16 protein-coding genes and 1 tRNA gene are annotated in these 18,839 nt (G+C 67.1%); 9 read left to right on the plus strand and 8 right to left on the minus strand.

All coding sequences use genetic code 11. The features are described from left to right. Positions 1-118: 118 nt before the first annotated feature. A tRNA-Lys gene (locus tag CFB82_RS17505) sits at positions 119-194 on the plus strand. Between the two features lie 185 nt (positions 195-379). Next, positions 380-1,429, plus strand: a complete 1,050-nt coding sequence (locus tag CFB82_RS17510) for a DUF3592 domain-containing protein (protein ID WP_089484688.1) — start codon at positions 380-382, stop codon at positions 1,427-1,429. 54 nt (positions 1,430-1,483) lie between these two features. Here the strand turns inward: CFB82_RS17510 and CFB82_RS17515 are convergent, their stop codons facing one another. Continuing rightward, positions 1,484-2,098: a CGNR zinc finger domain-containing protein gene (locus tag CFB82_RS17515; protein ID WP_089484689.1), complete on the minus strand. Its 615-nt coding sequence runs from the start codon at positions 2,096-2,098 to the stop codon at positions 1,484-1,486. Positions 2,099-2,180: 82 nt separating this feature from the next. On the opposite strand from CFB82_RS17515, the gene CFB82_RS17520 reads away from it, so the two are divergent. Continuing rightward, positions 2,181-2,996, plus strand: a complete 816-nt coding sequence (locus tag CFB82_RS17520; RefSeq protein WP_069249393.1) for an alpha/beta fold hydrolase — start codon at positions 2,181-2,183, stop codon at positions 2,994-2,996. A 30-nt stretch (positions 2,997-3,026) separates the two neighbouring features. On the opposite strand, the gene CFB82_RS17525 is transcribed toward CFB82_RS17520, so the two are convergent. The 3 genes from CFB82_RS17525 to CFB82_RS17535 are packed head-to-tail and all read right to left on the minus strand — an operon-like array spanning position 3,027 to position 5,259. Then, a complete protein-coding gene (locus CFB82_RS17525) occupies positions 3,027-3,785 on the minus strand; it encodes an amino acid ABC transporter ATP-binding protein (RefSeq protein ID WP_069249394.1) in 759 nt (252 codons plus the stop codon). Beyond that, positions 3,782-4,462, minus strand: coding sequence for an amino acid ABC transporter permease (locus tag CFB82_RS17530; RefSeq protein ID WP_069249162.1), 681 nt, complete (start codon positions 4,460-4,462; stop codon positions 3,782-3,784). The genes CFB82_RS17525 and CFB82_RS17530 overlap by 4 nt, the downstream gene beginning before the upstream one ends. Positions 4,463-4,476: 14 nt before the next feature. Beyond that, a complete protein-coding gene (locus CFB82_RS17535) occupies positions 4,477-5,259 on the minus strand; it encodes an amino acid ABC transporter substrate-binding protein (protein WP_043185191.1) in 783 nt (260 codons plus the stop codon). A gap of 325 nt (positions 5,260-5,584) precedes the next feature. On the opposite strand from CFB82_RS17535, the gene CFB82_RS17540 reads away from it, so the two are divergent. Continuing rightward, positions 5,585-5,857 carry a hypothetical protein gene (locus CFB82_RS17540; protein WP_069249163.1) on the plus strand — a complete coding sequence of 91 codons (273 nt, stop codon included), beginning with the start codon at positions 5,585-5,587 and terminating at the stop codon, positions 5,855-5,857. Positions 5,858-5,946: 89 nt separating this feature from the next. Here the strand turns inward: CFB82_RS17540 and phnY are convergent, their stop codons facing one another. Further along, positions 5,947-7,401, minus strand: coding sequence for a phosphonoacetaldehyde dehydrogenase (gene phnY / locus CFB82_RS17545; RefSeq protein WP_069249164.1), 1,455 nt, complete (start codon positions 7,399-7,401; stop codon positions 5,947-5,949). Between the two features lie 29 nt (positions 7,402-7,430). Further along, positions 7,431-8,669: a phosphonoacetate hydrolase gene (gene phnA / locus CFB82_RS17550; protein WP_047852694.1), complete on the minus strand. Its 1,239-nt coding sequence runs from the start codon at positions 8,667-8,669 to the stop codon at positions 7,431-7,433. Positions 8,670-8,878: 209 nt separating this feature from the next. Between phnA and CFB82_RS17555 the strand changes: the two genes are divergently transcribed. The 5 genes from CFB82_RS17555 (at position 8,879) to CFB82_RS17575 (ending at position 15,504) form a co-directional block, all read left to right on the plus strand. Continuing rightward, the gene (locus tag CFB82_RS17555) at positions 8,879-9,934 is read left to right on the plus strand and encodes a putative 2-aminoethylphosphonate ABC transporter substrate-binding protein (protein WP_069249165.1); all 1,056 of its coding nucleotides are present in this window, start codon (positions 8,879-8,881) and stop codon (positions 9,932-9,934) included. A 96-nt stretch (positions 9,935-10,030) separates the two neighbouring features. After that, on the plus strand, positions 10,031-11,122 hold the full coding sequence (locus tag CFB82_RS17560) for a putative 2-aminoethylphosphonate ABC transporter ATP-binding protein (RefSeq protein WP_069249396.1): 1,092 nt from the start codon (positions 10,031-10,033) through the stop codon (positions 11,120-11,122). Further along, complete coding sequence (locus tag CFB82_RS17565; RefSeq protein WP_069249166.1) at positions 11,119-12,846, plus strand: putative 2-aminoethylphosphonate ABC transporter permease subunit; 1,728 nt, start codon at positions 11,119-11,121, stop codon at positions 12,844-12,846. The genes CFB82_RS17560 and CFB82_RS17565 overlap by 4 nt, the downstream gene beginning before the upstream one ends. 48 nt (positions 12,847-12,894) lie before the next feature. Then, positions 12,895-14,025 carry a 2-aminoethylphosphonate--pyruvate transaminase gene (locus tag CFB82_RS17570; protein ID WP_069249167.1) on the plus strand — a complete coding sequence of 377 codons (1,131 nt, stop codon included), beginning with the start codon at positions 12,895-12,897 and terminating at the stop codon, positions 14,023-14,025. Positions 14,026-14,115: 90 nt separating this feature from the next. After that, positions 14,116-15,504 (plus strand): FAD-dependent oxidoreductase, encoded by a 1,389-nt coding sequence (locus CFB82_RS17575; RefSeq protein WP_089484690.1) that lies wholly within the window; start codon positions 14,116-14,118, stop codon positions 15,502-15,504. Between the two features lie 134 nt (positions 15,505-15,638). Here CFB82_RS17575 and CFB82_RS17580 read toward each other — a convergent pair whose 3' ends face one another. Then, complete coding sequence (locus CFB82_RS17580; protein WP_089446659.1) at positions 15,639-16,367, minus strand: phosphonate utilization associated transcriptional regulator; 729 nt, start codon at positions 16,365-16,367, stop codon at positions 15,639-15,641. Positions 16,368-16,573: 206 nt separating this feature from the next. Continuing rightward, positions 16,574-18,748: a phosphocholine-specific phospholipase C gene (locus tag CFB82_RS17585; protein ID WP_089484691.1), complete on the minus strand. Its 2,175-nt coding sequence runs from the start codon at positions 18,746-18,748 to the stop codon at positions 16,574-16,576. Between the last annotated feature and the right edge of the window lie 91 nt (positions 18,749-18,839).

Raw genomic sequence — 18,839 nt, forward strand, 5'->3', positions numbered from 1 at the left:
ACTCCGATCGCTCGATGCCGGACCGACAGCCGCCGTTGCCGTGACGAAATATTTTCAGGAAATTTGCAGAAAGGGCTTGCAAGACCCGAAATACCCGTGCATAATCTTTCTTCTGTTGGGGGCGTTAGCTCAGTTGGTAGAGCAGCGGACTCTTAATCCGTAGGTCGAGTGTTCGAGTCACTCACGCCCCACCAGGAATTCCGAAGCCCGGTCAGCGAAAGCTGACCGGGCTTTTTCCTTTTCCGCCGCCGCATTCGTGGCGCGCCCTGTCGCAATACGCCTCCGCACGCCCGCTCCGCATCGTTTCCGCTAGAATCGTCCGACAAATATCACACGACCGGCGCAGGCACTGCCGTTTGCCCGCCGGCACTGAGAGAACATGGGACGTCAGACATGGAAGCATGTAACCGAGACCCGACCATTCAGAGAGCCTGGTTGCGCCGATATCGGCAAGTCCGTCGGGACACGCCACTCCCACGATCACGCCGGCATCCGCAGTGCGACGCACGAACCAGATCCGGCCATGCCGGGTAAGGGCGCGCTCGTCGCGCTGGCGCTCGGCGCCGTGCTGCTCGTACTGGCAGGCGTGCTCGCCGTCACGACCGGCCAGGCGACCGGTCATCTGGTCCGCACGCCGGGCACGGTCGTCCGTATCGTGCAGGACAGCGACGCGATGCGCGCGTACCGGCCGATCGTCGCGTATCTCGCGAACGACGGTCAGCGCCGCGAGATCGCCGGCAATACCGCCTCGACCATCCCTGCCTACGACATCGGCGAAAACGTCGACGTCCTGCTCGACCCCGTCCATCCCGAGCGCCCCGCGCTGATCGACGATTTCGCGCAACGCTGGTTTCCGGCGGCGGTGTCGGCACTGCTCGCCGTCGCGTCGTTCGCGATCGGCGCCCTGCTGATCGTCGGCAAGCGCCACCGCATGCAATTCGATGCACCGCCGACCCGAGCCGAGCGCAAGCAGGCGCGACGCCGCTGGGATATCGCGATCGTGCTGATTCCGATCACGATCGGCACGGGCTTCATCGCCGGTGCCGGCGCAACCGGCCTGCGTCAGTGGCAGATCGTCCACCACTACGCGCGCTCTACCGGCCACGTCGTCGAGATCGCAAAAAATGCGCGGTCGGCCCGCTCGCGCACGTCGCTGTATTCGGCGATCGTCGCGTTCACGACCGACAGCGGGCGGCTGATCACGTTCGCGCAGGGCTCGGCGTCGTCGCATCCGGGCCTGCAGGAAGGCGAAGCGGTCAACGTGCTGTACGACCCCGTCACCCCCGAGAGCGCGGTCGTCGACCGCTTCTGGGATCACTGGGGCCTCACGGCGATCCTGCTGGCAATCGGTGCGCCGTTCCTCGCGGCCGGGCTGTTCGTCGCCGCGACGCTGTGGCCGGAGCATCGGTCGCACGGAACCTCCCCATGACGCTCGCGCGCCGGCCGCGCACCGCCTGGCACGACAACCGGTACGGCGCGCGCGTCACCGCTCCCTGAACGCCTCCACCTTCGCGCGATTCCCGCACGTGCGCATGTCGCACCAGCGGCGCCCGACGCCGCGACCTCGATCGACGAAGAACCACGTGCACCGGCCGCACTGCCGCACGCGCGCGAAATCGTCGCTGCGCAGCAACTGCTCGAAGCCGAGTGCGGCCGCATCGACCCAGCGCGACGCGGCGCGCGCGTCGGGCCGCCACGCGAACCGGCCGTCGACCGCATCGAATGCGCTGCGCCCGATCGCCTCGCGAATCGCGACGGCGAGCCGGCCGGCCGCGCGCGCGCCGGCCGTGCCGCCGCCTCCGGCCGTCAGGTGCGCGATCGCCGTGTAGGCATCCTCGCGAAAGCGATGCAGCGCCGCCAGCGCGTCCGCGTCGTCCTGCCGCGCATGGCGCAGCAGCCGCGCCAGATCGGCCGGCGCCAGCAGCCCCGATCGTTCCGCCCACGCATGCACGGCCGGCCAGTCGACGAGCTTGTCCGCATCGCGCGTCTTGCCCGTGTCGGCCACCGTGTTGAGGAAGTCGAGCGCCGGATGGCCGCCGACGAAATCGGCTGCACCCCATGCGGGCGCGGCTCGCGCGGGCTCGTGTCGAGTAACCATTTATTTTCACCTATTCGGTTTCACACCCGGATAATCCGGAGTAACCTGTTAACAACCAAAACAGGTTAGCACGGAGATGCCGATGCTCGAACTCGCCAATCGCTTCATATTCGAAGGCCACCGGATTGCCTGGGGAACGATCGGCGAAGGGCCGCCGCTCGTGCTCGTGCACGGCACGCCGTTTTCGTCGCAGGTGTGGCGCCGGATCGCACCGTGGCTTGCGCGGCGTCATCGCGTGTTCTTCTATGACCTGCTCGGTTACGGCCAGTCCGACATGCCGGACGCGGACGTATCGCTCGGCCGCCAGAACGGGCTGTTCGGCGCGCTGCTCGACGAGTGGACAATCTCACGCCCCCGCGTACTCGCACACGACTACGGCGGCGCAACCGTGTTGCGCGCGCACTTCCTCGACGGCGTCGCCTATGCGGATCTCACGCTCGTGAATCCGGTCGCGATCGCGCCGCAGGGTTCGCCGTTCGTGCGTCATGTCGCGCAGCACGAAGCCGCGTTCACCGGATTGCCTGCTTACGCGCATCACGCGCTCGTGTCGGCCTATCTCGGCAACGCGGTCGCCCGGCCGCTGAGCGACGAGGCGCTGTCGATCTACCGCGCGCCGTGGCTCACGCCCGACGGTCAGGCCGCGTTCTACCGCCAGATCGCGCAGATGCGCCAGCGCTACATCGAGGAAGCCGAGGCGCGTTACGCGCCGCCGGACTTTCCGGTGCGCATCGTATGGGGCGAGGACGACGCGTGGATTCCGCTCGAACAGGGACAGGCGCTCGCCGAGCGTATCGCACACGGCCAGCTGATCAGGGTGCCGCGCGCGGGCCACCTGGTGCAGGAAGATGCGCCGGAGGCGATCGTCGCGGCGGTGCTCGACGGGCCAGGGCAAGGTTGACGCCGCCGGTAATCCGCGTCGCGGGTCGCGTCAGAACACCGGCACGCCCTGCGCGAGCGTCGAGATGAACTTCGCGGTGCGCGGATCGCGCGGGTCGCCGAACAGGTCGCGCGACGCACCGGCTTCGACGACACGGCCCTCCGCGAGAAACACCGCGTCGTGCGCGATCGACGCGGCCAGGCGCAGGTCGTGGGTGGCCATCAGCATCGTCGTGCCTTCCCGTGCGAGCTGGCGCAGCACCTCGACCACTTCGACGGACAGCTCCGGATCAAGTGCCGACGTCGGCTCGTCGCACAACAGCACCTGCGGCGACGGCGCAAGCGCGCGCGCAATCGCGACGCGTTGCTGCTGGCCGCCCGACAGCGTGCCGGGCCATGCGTCGGCCTTGTCCGCGATGCCGACCTTCTCCAGCAGCGCGAGCGCGCGTTCGCGGGCCCGTTCGCGCGGCCAGCGCTGCACGGTGACGAGCCCTTCCATCACGTTCTGCACGACGCTCAGATGCGGAAACAGCTGGAAGTTCTGGAACACCATGCCGGTCTGGCGCCGCACTGCGAACACGGCGTCGCGCGCCGGCCGCTGCGCCGGCGAGAAGTCGATGCGTGCGTCGCCGACCGTCAGCGTGCCCGCCTCGGGCACTTCGAGCAGGTTCACGCAACGCAGCAGCGTACTCTTGCCGCTGCCGGACGGCCCGATCAGCGCCGTCACGCTGCCGGGTTGCAACGCGAGGTCGATCCCGTGCAACACGCGATGCGAGCCGAACGACTTGTCGATGCGTTCGAGCCGGATCATCGCCACTCCGCCTGGAACAGCGCGTGGCGGCCGAAACGGATTTCGAGGCGACGCTGCAGCGTGGACAGCACCGAGCTGAGCAGCAGATAGATCAGTGCGGCTTCCGTATAGAGAATCATCGGCTCGTAGGTCACGGCCGCGATCCGCTGCGCGGCCTGGAAGATCTCCGGCACGGTCAGCACGGCCGCGAGCGACGTGTCCTTCACGAGCGAAATGAACGAATTCGACAGTGCGGGCAGCGCGACGCGCGCGGCCTGCGGCAGGATTGCGCGACGCAGCGCCTGCGGGCGCGTCATCGCCATCGAGTACGCGGCCTCCCACTGCCCCTTCGGAATCGATTCGATTACGCCGCGAATCACCTCGGCGTTGTACGCGCCGACGTTCAGCGAGAAGCCGATCACGGCGGCCGTCAGCGGATCGAGCACGATGCCGACGCTCGGCAGGCCATAGAAGATCACGAACAGCTGCACGAGCAGCGGCGAACCGCGAAACAGCCAGATGTAGAAACGCACGGCGGCCTGCGCCCAGCGCGGCCCGAACAACCGCGTGAGCGCTGCGCCGAAGGCGAGCAACAGGCCGATCGCGAACGACGCGAGCGTGAGCGGCACCGTGAACACGAGCCCCGCGACGAGCAGGGGCCGCAGCGATTCCGCCATCAGATGAAGCCAGGCCGGCATCGTTCAGCCTCGCATCACGGCTGCGACACGTCGCGGCCGAAATACTTCTGCGAGATCTTCGCGTAGGTGCCGTCGGCCTTGATGTCCGCGAGCGCCTTGTCGATCGCGGCCACCAGCGCGGGGCTGCCCTTGCGCAGCAGCACGCCCGATGCGTCGCTCGCGCCACCCGTGTCGGTCGCCGCGATCTTCAGCTTCGCGTCCGGCTTGTGCTTGCGGAAATCGAGGTACGACAGCGAATCGTTGATCGTCGCGTCGACGCGCCCCGAGCTCAGCAGGTCGATCGATTCGTTGAAGCCCTGCACGGGCACGACGTCCGCGCCGTGCGCGGCCGCGAGCTTGCCGAAATTGCTGGTCAGCGTGTTCGCGGATTTCTTGCCCTTGAGGTCGTCGAACGAGCGGATCGTCGTGTTGTCGGCGCGCACGATCAGCACCGCGCGCGACGTGATGTACGGCGTCGAGAAATCGTATTTCGCCTTGCGCGCGTCGGTGATCGACACTTCGTTGACGACCGCGTCGTAGCGGTTCACGTCGAGGCCGGCGATCAGCCCGTCCCACTTGCCTTCGACGAACTGCGGCTTCACGCCGAGGCGCTGTGCGATCGCGGTCGCGATGTCGACGTCGAAGCCCGTCAGCTTGCCGGTTTCGTCGTGGTACGTGAACGGCGCGTACGTGCCTTCGGTACCGACCCGGAACACGCCGGACGACTTGATCTGCGACAGGTCGTCGGCAGCCAGTGCGCTCGTGACCGAAACGGCCTGCAGCATGGCGACGACCAGGATGGAGCGAAGGAATTTCATGGTGCGGACCCCGAATGATTGGAGGGAATATTCCCGCGGCACATGCATGCCGTTCGAGAGGTCCGCGAATTCTACCGACGCGTCGATGCGCGGCAAAAACGCAAATCGGCTATCGATATGAGCACGACGAATAACGCGCCGACCAGCCCCCTCATCCCTCAGATGAAATCCGTCGCGATGCAGCGCGGCAATGGTCCGACGATTCGTTACCGGCGGTTACAGAAGCGACACCGCGGTATCACCCGTTCGGCATGCGCTACGTACCATGAAGGCAGATCAACCTGTTGCTCGCGGGCCTTGCCCCCGCGAACGGAGTGAACGGCAAATGAAACGCATCCTGTTCTCCAGTGCCGTCGGCCTCGCGGCCGCCTGCCTGTCGGCAAGCGCATTCGCGCACACCGACGTCGGCGTGTACTTCGGCGTGCCGGGGCCGGTGATCGAGGCGCCACCGCCTGTCTACTACACGCCGCCGCCCGTCGTGTACGAGCCGGCACCCGCCTATTACGGCCCGTACTACGGCGAATATCGCTACCGCCGCTACCGGCACGACAACGGCTGGCATCGCGGCTGGCGACATCACCGCGACGAGGACGATTGACCGTCGCCTGGCGCCCGTCGCAGGCGTATCCCGCCGAGGGACATTACGCGCGCCGGCCTTCGCGCCGGCGCGTCCGCATTACACATCGCTTACCACGGCAGCGAATACGTCTTCGTATTCGTGAAGCTCTTCATCGCTTCCTGCACGCCTTCCTTGTAGCCCAGCCCCGAATCCTTCACGCCGCCGAACGGCGTCAGCTCGAGCCGGTAGCCCGGCACTTCGCGCACGTTCACGCTGCCGACTTCCAGCTCGGTGATGAAGCGCGTGATGTTGTCGAAGCGGTTCGTGCAGACCGACGACGACAGCGCGTAGTCGGTGCTGTTCGACATCCGGATCGCTTCGTCGATGTCGCGGAAGCGCATGATCGGCGATACCGGGCCGAAGGTTTCGTACTTCACGAGCGGCATGTCGGGCGTCACGCGATCGATCACGGTCGGCGAATACAGCGCGCCGCTGCGCACGTTGCCGACCAGCAGCCGCGCACCGCGTGCAATCGCGTCGTTCACCTGCTGCTCGCAGAACTTCGCGGCCGCTTCGTCGATCACCGTCCCCATGTCGACCGACGGATCGGCCGGATTGCCGTATGACCACGCCTTGGTTTTCTCGACCACCAGCTCCGTGAAGCGATCGGCCACCGACTCGTGCACGAGCATCCGCTTGATCGCCGTGCAGCGCTGGCCCGAATTCTTGTACGAACCCGACACCGCGAGCGTGCTCGCTTCGTCGAGATCGGCGTCCTCCATCACGATGATCGGATCGTTGCCGCCGAGCTCGAGCACCGCACGGCGGTAACCCATCCGCGATGCGATCGACTTGCCGATCGATACGCCACCCGTGAACGTGATGAGATCGATCGCCGGGTTCGTGATCAGCTCGTCAGCGATCTCCTTCGGGTCGCCGGTGAGCACTTGCAGCATCTGCGGCGGCAACCCGGCTTCATACAGGATGTCCGCGAACAGGTAGCACGACAGCGGCACCTTCTCCGACGGCTTCACGACGATCCGATTGTTGGTCGCGACCGACGGCACGATCTTGTGCGCGACCTGGTTCATCGGGTGATTGAATGGCGTGATCGCCGAGATCACGCCGAGCAGCGGGTCACGCTGCGTGTACACGCGGCGCTTCTTGCCGTGCGGTGTCAGGTCGCACGAGAAGATCTGCCCGTCATCCTTCAGCACTTCTCCAGCGCCGAACGTCAGCACGTCGGCCACGCGGCCGGCTTCGTATGCCGAATCCTTGATGCACAGACCAGACTCGGCCGTGATCAGGGCTGCGATCTCGGCGGTGCGCGCGCGCACGATGTCGGCCGCACGGCGCAGGATCGCCGCGCGGTCGTGGCGCGTGAGCGTCGGCCGGTAGGCACGCGCGGCGGCAAACGCGCGCCGCACGTCGTCCAGCGTCGCCTTCGGCACGGTGCCGACCAGCGCGCCGTCGTACGGGTTGCGCACTTCGATTACCGCGTCCCGATGAATCCGTTCCCCATCGATTCGCAGTGCTTCGCGACGAATCTCGCGGACGTCCGTCGATGCTGCAATGGCGTTCATGAGTGTGTCCCCTTACGGATGCGTACGCATCACTGCAGATGGTTGAGCGCGATGTCGATGATGTCGAAGTTGCGCAGCCGCGCGCGGCCCGAGACGTCGCCGGCGACCGGCTTGCTGAAGATCAGCGGCACGATCTGTTCGGAGATCCCGCCGTGCGAGCGCAGCGGCACGTCGAGGCCCGACAGGTCGTGCTTGATGCGGCGCGTGCCGAGCACGACGTCCTGCTTCGAGATCACGATCAGGTCGCCCATGCGCGCCGGCGGCAGCTCGAAGCGCGCGCAGCCCTCGGCACCCGTCAGCACGACCTCGATGCCGTCGACCGCGGCAAGCCGTGCGCGCAGCGCTTCGGCGTCGGCCGTCGCCGGCACGTAGACGGTCGCGAACGAGCCGAGCGCGCCGTGGTGCACGACGTACGGATCGGTGATCGGCAGGATCACGCGCGCCGCATCCTCGCCGAGCCACTCGTCGAACAGCTCCTGCAGGTAGATCACGTTCGGCTCGCCGGTTTCGTCGTCGTGCTTCGCGTTCATCCCGTGATCGGCCGTGATCGCGACGATCGCGCCGAGCGCGTCGAGGCGCTGCAGGTAGGTGTCCATCATCGCGTAGAACGCGTTCGCGCCTTCCGTGCCGGGCGCGCACTTGTGCTGCACGTAGTCGGTGGTCGACAGGTACATCAGGTCGATCGGGCGCGTCTCGAGCAGGCGCACGCCGGCCGCGAACACGAATTCCGAGAGATCCGCGCTGTACACGCTCGGCACCGGCTTGCCGACCAGCTCGAGCACGTTGTCGATGCCGTTTTCCTCGATGCTCGCCTCGTCGGCCTTTTCCGACGAGAAGCAGATGCCCTTCAGCCCCTTGCCGAGCAGGCGGCGCAGCTTGTCCTTCGCAGTGACGACCGCGACCTTCGCACCCTGCTCCGCGAAAGTCGCGAGCACGGTCGGTGCGACCAGGTACTTCGGATCGTTCATCAGCACTTCGGCGCCGGTGTCGCGATCGTAGAAGTAGTTGCCGCTTATCCCATGCACCGCCGGCGGCACGCCTGTCACGATCGACAGGTTGTTCGGGTTCGTGAAGCTCGGCACCACGCACTCGCCCTTGAGCGCCGTGCCCGGCTTCAGCAGCGTGCGCAGGAACGGCGCGACGCCGGCCTCGGCCGCTTCTTCCAGATATTCGTATGCGCAGCCATCGACGCACACGACCACCACGGGCCGGCTCATCCAGTTGTAGCGGCGGCCGTTCACTTCCACGGATACAGGCGTTTCATTCATGACGTTCATTCCTTTCAGTTCGAAGGGTAGAGCCGTCGGCGCCCGCGCCGCGCCGAAGGGGAGGTGTTTTCCATGCTTGACATTAAAATTGATGATTTGTAGATTGTCAACAACATGCAGAGAACAGAAAGCAAAACAACGTAGCAGCAAGAGGGCTGGTCTCCACTCATCCGCCGCGTGCCGCGGCGCCACAGTCAAGGGGTCTGAAGATGAACGAAGTGCCGGTAAACAAGCGTTTGAACGCATGGGCGGCGGGCGCGGCCCGCTTCGCGCTGGCCGCGGCGGTCGCGCTCGGCGCGGTGCAGGCGGCGCACGCGAAGACGTCGCTGCTCGTCTATACCGCGCTGGAAGACGAGGCGATGAAGCCCTACAAGGACGCGTTCGAGAAAGCGAACCCCGATATCGAGATCCGCTGGGTGCGCGACTCGACCGGCTCGGTCACCGCGAAGCTGCTCGCGGAGAAGAACAACCCGCGCGCGGACGTCGTGCTCGGCCTCGCCGCATCGAGCCTGACGCTGCTGGACCTGCAGGGGATGCTGATGCCGTACACGCCGAAGGACTTCGACCAGCTCACGCGCAAGTACAGCGACGCGAACACGCCGCCGCACTGGGTCGGCATGGACGTGTGGGGCGCGACGATCTGCTACAACCGCGTCGCCGCGCAGGCCAAGGGCATCCCGAAGCCGACGTCGTGGGAAGACCTGACGAAGTCCGTCTATAAAGGCGCGATCGTGATGCCGAGCCCGGTTTCGTCCGGCACCGGCTACCTCGACGTGACCGCGTGGCTGCAGACCTTCGGCGACGACAAAGGCTGGAAATTCATGGACGCGCTCGACAAGAACGTCGCGCAATACGTGCACTCGGGCTCGAAGCCGTGCACGCTCGCCGGCACCGGCGAATTCCCGATCGGCATCTCGTTCGAGTTCCGCGGCCACGAACTGCAGTCGCAGGGCGCGCCGATCGATCTCGTGTTCCCGAAGGAAGGGCTCGGCTGGGACATGGAAGGCACCGCGATCATGAAGACGACGAAGCAGCCCGACGCCGCGAAGAAGCTGGCCGACTTCATGGCGAGCAAGGAGGCGAACCAGATCACCGCGCGCTGGTGGGCGATCGTCGCGTACCCGGGTGTCGCGCGCAAGCTCGCCGGCATCCCCGACAACTACTCGGACCTGCTCGTGAAGAACGACTTCGTATGGTCGGCGAAGAACCGCCAGTCGATTCTCGATACGTGGCAGAAGCGCTACGGCGCGAAAGCGCAGCAGTAATACCGCGACCCGCCGCGGGGCCGCGCCGCGCGCCGCCCCGCGCCCCCTTTCCATCGTCGAATCCGGCCCCCGGGCCGCCCCAGCATGGAGGCGCGCATGGCACCTTACCTGAGCGTAGAACGCATCGAGAAGCGGTACAACGACACGCAGGTCCTGACCGACATCAACCTGAGCGTGATGAAGGGCGAAATGATCTGCTTCCTGGGGCCGTCCGGCTGCGGGAAGACCACGCTGCTGCGGATCATCGCGGGGCTCGAGACGCAGAACGCCGGCCACATCATGCAGGACGGCCGCGACATCTCGCGGCTGCCGCCGCAACTGCGCGACTACGGGATCGTGTTCCAGTCGTACGCTTTGTTCCCCAACCTCACGGTGTACGACAACGTCGCGTACGGGCTCGTGAACCGCAAGATGAAGCGCGACGCGATCCACGAGCGCGTGCACACGCTGCTCGCGCTGGTCGGCCTGCCCGACAGCCATCGCAAGCATCCGGGCCAGCTGTCCGGCGGCCAGCAGCAGCGCATCGCGCTGGCGCGCGCACTCGCCACCTCCCCCGGCCTGCTGCTGCTCGACGAGCCGCTGTCGGCGCTCGACGCACGGGTGCGCGTGCGGCTGCGCCAGGAGATCCGCGCGCTGCAGCAGCGGCTCGGCGTGACGACGATCATGGTCACGCACGACCAGGAAGAAGCCTTGTCGATGGCCGACCGGATCGTCGTGATGAACCACGGCGTGATCGAGCAGATCGGCACGCCGCTCGAAATCTACCGGCAGCCCGCGTCGCCGTTCGTGGCCGACTTCATCGGCCGCGTCAACACGATCCCCGCCGAAGTCGCCCAGGACGGCACGCTGCGCGCGGGCGGCGTCGGCTTCGACTGCCGCCACGGCACCACCCGGCCAGCCCAGGGCACGGCCGTGTCGGTCTACGTGCGGCCCGAGGACCTGCGCATCCGCGTGCCGGGCGAGACGGCCGACAACGTGCTGGCCGGCCGCGTCGAGAAGCTCGAATTCCTCGGTGCGTTCTGCCGCGTGAGCTTCCGGATCGACGGGCTCGACGGCCAGGAGATCGTCGCCGACCTGTCTTATCACGACGTCGACCGCACGGGCGTGCAGGCCGGCGCGCGCATCGACCTCGCGCTCGATCGCGAGCATGTCCGCGTGTTCCCGAGCGCGAAGGAGCGACTGCAATGAGCACCGTCCTGACCGAGCGCCGCCGTGGCGCCTCCGCCCCCGCCGACGTGCGGCAGATCACGCACTGGCACGACCGCATTGCGCAGCTCGCGCTCGTCGCGATGGCCGCGCTGATGTCGATGTTCCTGCTGCTGCCGCTCGCGCTCGTCGTGCAGAAATGCTTCGTCGATGCGGACGGACGCTTCGTCGGCGCACACAACTTCGTCGAGTATCTCGAGGACAGCGGCGTACTGCGCTCGATGCTGCACTCGCTGACGGTCGGCGCGCTCGTCACGTCGATCGTCGTGCCGATGGCGTTCACGTTCGCTTACGCGCTGACGCGCTCGTGCATGCCGCTGAAGAACGCGGCGCGCACGATCGCGCTGCTGCCGCTGCTCGCGCCGACGCTGTTGTCCGCGGTGTCGTTCATCTACTGGTTCGGCAACGCGGGGCTGCTGAAGCCGCTGCTGCACGGCCATTCGATCTACGGGCTGCCGGGCATCGTGCTGAGCATGGTGTACGCGTCGTTTCCGCACGTGCTGATGATCCTCGTCACCGCGCTGTCGCTGGCCGACGGCCGGCTCTACGAGGCCGCCGACGCGATGGGCACGCGCCGCATGCGCAAGTTCTTCACGATCACGCTGCCGGGTGCGAAGTACGGGCTGATCAGCGCGACGATGGTGGCATTCACGATGTGCATCAACGACTTCGGCGTGCCGGTGGTGATCGGCGGTTCGTACAACGTACTGTCGACCGACATCTACAAGCTGATCATCGGCCTGCAGGACTTCAACCGCAGCGCGGTCGTGAGCCTGATGCTGCTTTGCCCCGCCCTCGTCGCGTTCGGCGTCGACTTCTTCATCCGCCGCCGCCAGCAGTCGCAGCTCGGCGCGCGCTCGACGCCGTACCAGCCGAAGCCGTCGCGCGGCTTCGACGCCGCAATGGTCGCGTACTGCGGCATCGTGTGCGCGTTCTTCATCTCGGTGGTCGGCATCTCGGTGTTCGCGTCGTTCGTGAAGTTCTGGCCGTACCAGATGAGCGTCGGGCTGCAGCACTACGAGATGGGGCTGATCGGCGCCGGCATCTTCGACGCGTACAAGAACAGCCTGCGGATGGCCGCGACGGTGGCGCTCGGCGGCACGATCGTCGTGTTCGGCGGCGCCTACCTGATCGAGAAGACACGCGGCGCACGCTGGCTGCGCGGCTTCATCGCGCTGTGCGCGATCCTGCCGATGGGCGTGCCGGGGCTCGTGCTCGGCATCAGCTACATCTTCCTGTTCAACGCGCCCGGCAATCCGCTGAACGGGCTGTACGGGTCGCTGTGGCTGCTCGCGATCGTCACGGTGGTGCACTACTACGCATCGAGCCACCTGACCGCCGTCACCGCGCTCCGGCAGATCGACAGCGAGTTCGAGGCCGTGTCCGCGTCGCTGAAGGTGCCGTTCTACAAGACCTTCCTGCGCGTGACCGTGCCCGTGTGCCTGCCCGCGATCCTGCTGATCGCGCGCTACCTGTTCGTCAACGGGATGACGACGGTCTCGGCCGTCGCGTTCCTCTACTCGCCCGACACGCAGCCCGCATCGGTCGCGATCCTGAACCTCGACGACGCGGGCCAGATGGGCCCGGCCGCCGCGATGGCCACGCTCGTGCTCGCGACCTCGTCGTTCGCCTGCGTGCTGTTCGCATGCATCTCGCACCGACTGTTGCGCCGTACGCAGGCCTGGCGCAACCCGCATCGCCGTTGATTCTTTGACCGTACTTACGTGACGTCCCGACTTCATCAAGGAGACACCATGACGCTCGCCGCCCAGCCCATCCTGCTCACCCCCGGCCCCCTGACGACCTCCGACACCACGCGCGACGCGATGCTGCGCGACTGGGGATCGTGGGACAGCGACTTCAACGCGATCACCGCGCGGCTGCGCGAACGCCTGCTGCAGATCGTGCACGGCGAAGGCACGCACGAATGCGTCCCGCTGCAAGGCAGCGGCACGTTCTCGGTCGAAGCGGCCCTCGGCACGCTCGTGCCGCGCGACGGCCACGTGCTCGTGCCGAACAACGGCGCGTACTGCCAGCGCATCGCGAAGATCTGCCGCGTGCTCGGCCGCAAGCTGACGACGATCGACTACCGCGAGGATCGCCGTGTCGATCCGGCCGACGTCGAGCGCGCGCTCGCCGCCGATCCGACCATCACGCACGTCGCGCTCGTGCATTGCGAAACGGGCGCCGGCGTGCTGAACCCGCTGCACGACATCGCGCAGGTCGTCGCGAAGCACGGCCGCGCGCTGATCGTCGATGCGATGAGCTCGTTCGGCGCGATCGACATCGACGCGCGCACGACGCCGTTCGACGCGGTGATCGCCGCATCCGGCAAATGCCTCGAAGGCGTGCCGGGGCTCGGCTTCGTGATCGCGAAGCGCAGTGCGCTCGAACGCTGCGAAGGCAACAGCCACTCGCTCGCGATGGACCTGTACGACCAGTGGGTCTACATGCAGCGCACGACGCAGTGGCGCTTCACGCCGCCGACGCACGTGGTCGCGGCACTCGACGCCGCGGTCGCGCAATACGTCGACGAAGGCGGGCTCGCGGCACGCGGCGGCCGCTACCAGCGCAACTATCGCGCGCTGATCGACGGGATGCTCGCGCTCGGTTTCCGGCCGTTCCTCGATCCGGCGATCCAGGCGCCGATCATCGTCACGTTCCACGCGCCGGACGATCCGAACTACGACTTCAAGCGGTTCTACCAGGAGGTCAAGCAGCGCGGCTACATCCTGTATCCGGGCAAGCTGACCGAGGTCGAGACGTTCCGGGTCGGCTGCATCGGCCACTTCGGCGAAGCCGGCATCCCGGGCGCGGTCGCGGCTATCGCGGACACGCTGAAGGCGATGGGCGTGCGTCGCGTGTCGGCCGAAGCGGCAGCGTGACGTGATGGTCCCCGCCGCATGCACGTTCGCATGTGGCGGTCAGTTGTTTCGGGCCGTGCACGGCATGGCCCCTTTTCGGCGAACCCTCCCATGCGACCCTTCTGGATCGAACAAGCGCTGTTCAACGACGGCGATCTCGCCCCCGCGCTGCAAGGTGCGACGCAGGCCGACGTGTGCATCGTCGGCGGCGGCTTCACCGGGCTCTGGACGGCCATCCAGGCGAAGCAGCAGAACCCCGCGCTCGACATCGTGATCGTCGAGGCCGACCTGTGCGGCGCCGGCGCGAGCGGTCGCAACGGCGGCTGCCTGCTCACGTGGTCCGCGAAATTCCTGACGCTGCGGCGGCTGTTCGGCGAGGCCGAGGCGATCCGGCTCGTGAAGGCATCCGAAGCCGCCGTGCAGCACATCGCCGATTTCTGCCGCGCGCATGCCATCGATGCCGAGCTGCGGCTCGACGGCACGCTGTACACCGCGACGTCGCGTGCGCAGGTCGGCACGCTCGCGCCGGTGCTCGACGCGCTCGCCGCGTGCGGCATCCACAGCTACGAGCCGCTGCCGCCCGCCGAAGTCGCGCGCCGCTCGGGTTCCGCCCGCAATCTCGACGGCGTCTACTCGCCGATCGCCGCGACCGTGCATCCCGGCAAGCTCGTGCGTGGGTTGCGCCGCGTCGCACTCGCGATGGGCATCCGGATCCACGAACGCACGCCGATGCTCGACTTCACGCCCGGCCAGCCTGCCGTCGTGCGCACGCCGTCCGGCAGCGTGAGCGCGGGCAAGCTCGTGTTCGCGATCAACGCGTGGATGGCGGGCCGCTTCCCGCAGTTCGAGCGCACGATCGCGGTTGTGTCGAGCGACATGGTCATCACCGAGAAATGCCCGGAGCTGCTCGAAAAGACCGGGCTCGTGGACGGCGTGTCGGTGCTCGATTCGCGGATCTTCGTCTACTACTACCGCACCACCGCCGACGGGCGGCTGATGCTCGGCAAGGGCGGCAATACGTTCTCGTGGCGCAGCCGCATCGCGCCCGTGTTCGACCGGCGCTCGCCGTACGAGGCGCAGCTCACGCAAAGCCTGCGCGCGTTCTTTTCGTCGCTCGCGGGCGTGCCGGTCACCGCGAGCTGGAACGGGCCGTCGGATCGCTCCGTCACCGGCTTCCCGTTCTTCGGCCGCCTCGACGACGCACCGAACGTGTTCTACGGCTTCGGCTACTCGGGCAACGGCGTGGGGCCGACCTACATGGGCGGGCAGATCCTGTCGTCGCTCGTGCTCGGCCTCGACAACGCGTGGACGCGCAGCCCGATCGTGCGCGGCCCGCTGGGTCATTTCCCGCCGGAGCCGATCCGCTATGTCGGCGCGCACATCGTGCGCAATGCGATCCGCCGCAAGGAGCGCGCGGAGGACGAGAGCCGGCCGCCGGCAGTTGTCGACACGTGGCTCGCGAAATTCGCGAGCGCAGCCGGGAAAGCCGACAAGGCGTGACGATGCGTTGATCTTCAGAACCTTCAGGACCCGCATGACCTGAAGCCGCTATGAAAAAAGGGACGCTGCGAAGCGTCCCTTTGCTTTTGTGCGGCAACCATTTCGCGGCAACCCGCGCAGGAGTTGCCGCGCAGTTACGCGCGCACGGGCTTTTCCCGCGCCGCCTTGCCCGTCGAGGGCAAGCCCTGCTCATGCGTGCGGCGCATGCGCTCGAGGCCGTGCGACAAGTGCTCTCGCACGAGTGCCACAGCCTGCTCCTCGTCGCCGCCCGCGAGCGCCTGCACGATCTTGTCGTGCTCGGCCGCGGATACGGCGATCGCATCCTCCTCGGCCTCGATCGCCGCCTGGCGCAGCAGGCCGAGCTGGCGCACGAGCCGGCGGTAGGTATCGGTGAGGTGCGTATTGCCGACGCCCACGACCATCGCGTCGTGGAACTGCACGTTCAGCTCGGTATAGCGCGTGACATCGTGCGTCTTCGCGGCGTCCTTCATCGACTGGATGATGCCCTTCAGCACCTTCAGCGTGTCGGGCGAGATGCGCTTCGCGAGCGCGCGCGCGACCGACTCGTCGAGCATCGCGCGCACTTCGTAGATCTCCTCGGCCTCGCGCAGCGGCACGACGCGCACCGTCACGCCGCGGTTCTTCTCGTTGCGCAGCAGGCCGGCCTGTTCGAGTGCGCGGAATGCTTCGCGCACGGGGCCGCGCGATACGTTCAGCTTGGTCGCGATCTCGACTTCGTTGAGCTTCTCGCCGGGCGCGTATTCGCCGGAGACGATCGCGCGCTCGAGCATGTCCTGGACGATCATCGCGAGCGACTGGCTTTGCAGGAGTTCGATGGCGCTGAGCGCGTTCGGGGCTGTCATGGTCGGGCAGGCAGCAGGGCTGCGGTAGAAAACGAGGGCGCCATATCGGCGAATGATCCTTGTATACCCTCGACCCGGCACATTGTCAACAGTTTTCAGTTTCCAAAAACCAATCCTGCCTGCCGGAATGCAACCGAAACGCGCGCGGCAGGCGGCAGTCGCGCGGCGGGCCCACCTCGCCCGTATCGCGCGACGCGTGCCGGCCGTCAGGCCGCCGTGTGCTTCACCGGCCCCGGATCGCTCTGGCTCGGCCGGCCCGTCTCGACGTGGCCCGCGAAGCGGCGCACGACCTTGTCGTTGCCGCCGCGCAGCGTCGTCGCGGTGATCGTCAGATCGTACCAGCCGTGGCTCGACGACAGCTCGAAGTGATCCTCGATGCGCTCGCCCGGCTCCAGCGTGTAGGTCCGCGCTTGCTTGTGGCTGTATGCGTTGTCGACCGTCACGCGGCACGTCGCGCGCCCGCTGTTGCGCAGTTGCAGGTACACGTGGCGGTTGCGCACGTCGTAGCCGATCCGCGCTTCGGGGTTCGCGTGGTGGCCGTCCGCCGCGAGCCGCGTGTTGCCCTGGAATTCGCACAGATAGCCGTTCGGGCCGTAGGCCGCGAGATGGTAGTCGCCGCGCGCGGCCGACGTGTTCCACGTGTCGACGAAGCGGTCGTGCGCGGACACCGCATAGCGGCGCGGCGCCGTCGTCGGGTTGCGGCGGTCGTACACGTAGAACGCCGCGCCTGCGTCACCGGTGTTCGCGAAGTCGAGCGACACGCTGTCGTCGTGCCCGTTCACGCGGCTGTGCACGAACAGCTCGTACGGCAGCGCACGTGCCGGGCGCGTGCCCGGCTCCTGCGCCGGCATCGACTGCTGCGCGGGCACCTGGTACGCCTGGCCGGCCGTCGCGATGTGCTGCGGCACCGTGAAGCTGACCGTGCGCGTGTCGGGACGCGCGGAGAAGTCGAACGCCGACGTCAGGTCGCCGCAGATCGAGCGGCGCCACGCGCTGATGTTCGGCTCCTTCACGCCGAAACGCGCTTCGAGGAAACGCAGCACCGACGTATGGTCGAACGTCTCCGAGCACACCCAGCCGCCCTTCGTCCACGGCGAGATGATGATCAGCGGCACGCGCGGCCCGAGGCCGATCGGCTGGATGCCGCCCGGGTCCGCGCCCGGCACGAGCGGGCTCATTTCTCCCGGATACTTGTTCAGGTCGAGCAGCTCGTCGCCGAGATTCGACAGCAGGTTCGACGACACGATGCCCTGGCCGCCCACGCCGCTCGTCACCGGCGGCACCGGCGGCACGACGTGGTCGAACAACCCGTCGTTCTCGTCGTAGTTGAGGATGAACACCGTCTTCGCCCACACTTCCGGGTTCGACGTGAGCGCCTCGAGCACCATGTTGATGTAGAACGCGCCGTCGGTCGGCGATGCCTGCGGGTGCTCGCTGTACTTGTACGGCGACACGATCCACGACACCTGCGGCAGCCGGTTCGCCTGCACGTCGGCCTTCAGCTCGGCGAGCGTATGGTCCGACGCGCCCTTGTCGACCAGCGGGCCACTCGCGCCTTCCTTCACCTGGAAGCGCTTGAAGAACATCAGCGAGTTGTCGGTGTAGTTGTCGGTCGGGTCGCCCGGGATGCCCGTGCCGCCCTGGTACACCTTCCAGCTGATCTTCGCGTTCTCGAGGCGTTCCGCGTAGGTCGTCCACGTGTAGCCGTTCACGTCGTCGCGCTCGCCGATGCCCGGGCCGTTCGGCGGGTTGCCGTAGATGTTGCGCGGGTCGACCGTGCCGGTCCACAGGTAGATGCGGTTCGGTGCGGTGTCGGCGTGCGCGGAGCAGAAGTACGAATCGCAGATCGTGAACGCGTCGGCCAATGCGTAGTGGTACGTGAGATCCTGGCGCTTCAGGTAACCCATCGTCAGCACGTCCTGCTTCTGGTTCACCCACTGGTCCCACTGGCCGTTGTTCCAGGACAGGTGGCCGCTGCTCCAGCCGTGGTTGGTGCCCGGCTGGAATTCGGTCGTCTGCTTCGGATCGAGGTAGAACGGCAGCACGTACGGCGCCGACGGATCGAGTCCGCGCGAATGATAGTGCTTCGTGAACACCGATGCCGGCGGCTGCTGCCACACCGGTGCGCCGTTCGGCAGCAGGTGCGGGCGCGGGTCGTTGAAGCCGCGCACGCCGCGCAGGCCGCCGAAGTAATGGTCGAACGAACGGTTTTCCTGCATGAAGATCACGACGTGTTCGACGTCGCGGATCGTGCCCGTGCGATAGGCGGCCGGCATCGCCAGCGCATTGCGGATCGCGGGCGGGAAGCCCGCGTAGGCGGCCATTGCGCCGGCCGACTGCGCGGCGAGGCGCAGGAAATCGCGTCGATTGTTCGAGGACATGAAGAGAACCCTGTTGTCGATAGGAGTGGGGCGCCGGTCGAGCGGGGCCGGCGGTGGTGCGTTGCCGTTATTACCCCGCATCGGCGTGTCC

It is taken from the genome of Burkholderia sp. HI2714 (assembly GCF_002223085.1).
In the GTDB taxonomy this organism is placed as follows: Bacteria; Pseudomonadota; Gammaproteobacteria; order Burkholderiales; family Burkholderiaceae; genus Burkholderia; species Burkholderia lata_D.

Excerpts from the sequence above, each read along its gene's own strand:
- CFB82_RS17565 (WP_069249166.1), top strand. The coding sequence starts at position 11,119 with ATGAGCACCGTCCTGACCGAGCGCCGCCGTGGCGCCTCCGCCCCCGCC.
- CFB82_RS17575 (WP_089484690.1), top strand. The coding sequence starts at position 14,116 with ATGCGACCCTTCTGGATCGAACAAGCGCTGTTCAACGACGGCGATCTC.
- CFB82_RS17585 (WP_089484691.1), bottom strand. The coding sequence starts at position 18,748 with ATGTCCTCGAACAATCGACGCGATTTCCTGCGCCTCGCCGCGCAGTCG.
- CFB82_RS17540 (WP_069249163.1), top strand. The coding sequence starts at position 5,585 with ATGAAACGCATCCTGTTCTCCAGTGCCGTCGGCCTCGCGGCCGCCTGC.
- CFB82_RS17510 (WP_089484688.1), top strand. The coding sequence starts at position 380 with ATGGGACGTCAGACATGGAAGCATGTAACCGAGACCCGACCATTCAGA.
- CFB82_RS17570 (WP_069249167.1), top strand. The coding sequence starts at position 12,895 with ATGACGCTCGCCGCCCAGCCCATCCTGCTCACCCCCGGCCCCCTGACG.
- CFB82_RS17580 (WP_089446659.1), bottom strand. The coding sequence starts at position 16,367 with ATGACAGCCCCGAACGCGCTCAGCGCCATCGAACTCCTGCAAAGCCAG.
- CFB82_RS17555 (WP_069249165.1), top strand. The coding sequence starts at position 8,879 with ATGAACGAAGTGCCGGTAAACAAGCGTTTGAACGCATGGGCGGCGGGC.
- CFB82_RS17535 (WP_043185191.1), bottom strand. The coding sequence starts at position 5,259 with ATGAAATTCCTTCGCTCCATCCTGGTCGTCGCCATGCTGCAGGCCGTT.
- CFB82_RS17515 (WP_089484689.1), bottom strand. The coding sequence starts at position 2,098 with ATGGTTACTCGACACGAGCCCGCGCGAGCCGCGCCCGCATGGGGTGCA.
- CFB82_RS17560 (WP_069249396.1), top strand. The coding sequence starts at position 10,031 with ATGGCACCTTACCTGAGCGTAGAACGCATCGAGAAGCGGTACAACGAC.
- CFB82_RS17520 (WP_069249393.1), top strand. The coding sequence starts at position 2,181 with ATGCTCGAACTCGCCAATCGCTTCATATTCGAAGGCCACCGGATTGCC.
- CFB82_RS17525 (WP_069249394.1), bottom strand. The coding sequence starts at position 3,785 with ATGATCCGGCTCGAACGCATCGACAAGTCGTTCGGCTCGCATCGCGTG.
- phnA (WP_047852694.1), bottom strand. The coding sequence starts at position 8,669 with ATGAATGAAACGCCTGTATCCGTGGAAGTGAACGGCCGCCGCTACAAC.
- CFB82_RS17530 (WP_069249162.1), bottom strand. The coding sequence starts at position 4,462 with ATGCCGGCCTGGCTTCATCTGATGGCGGAATCGCTGCGGCCCCTGCTC.
- phnY (WP_069249164.1), bottom strand. The coding sequence starts at position 7,401 with ATGAACGCCATTGCAGCATCGACGGACGTCCGCGAGATTCGTCGCGAA.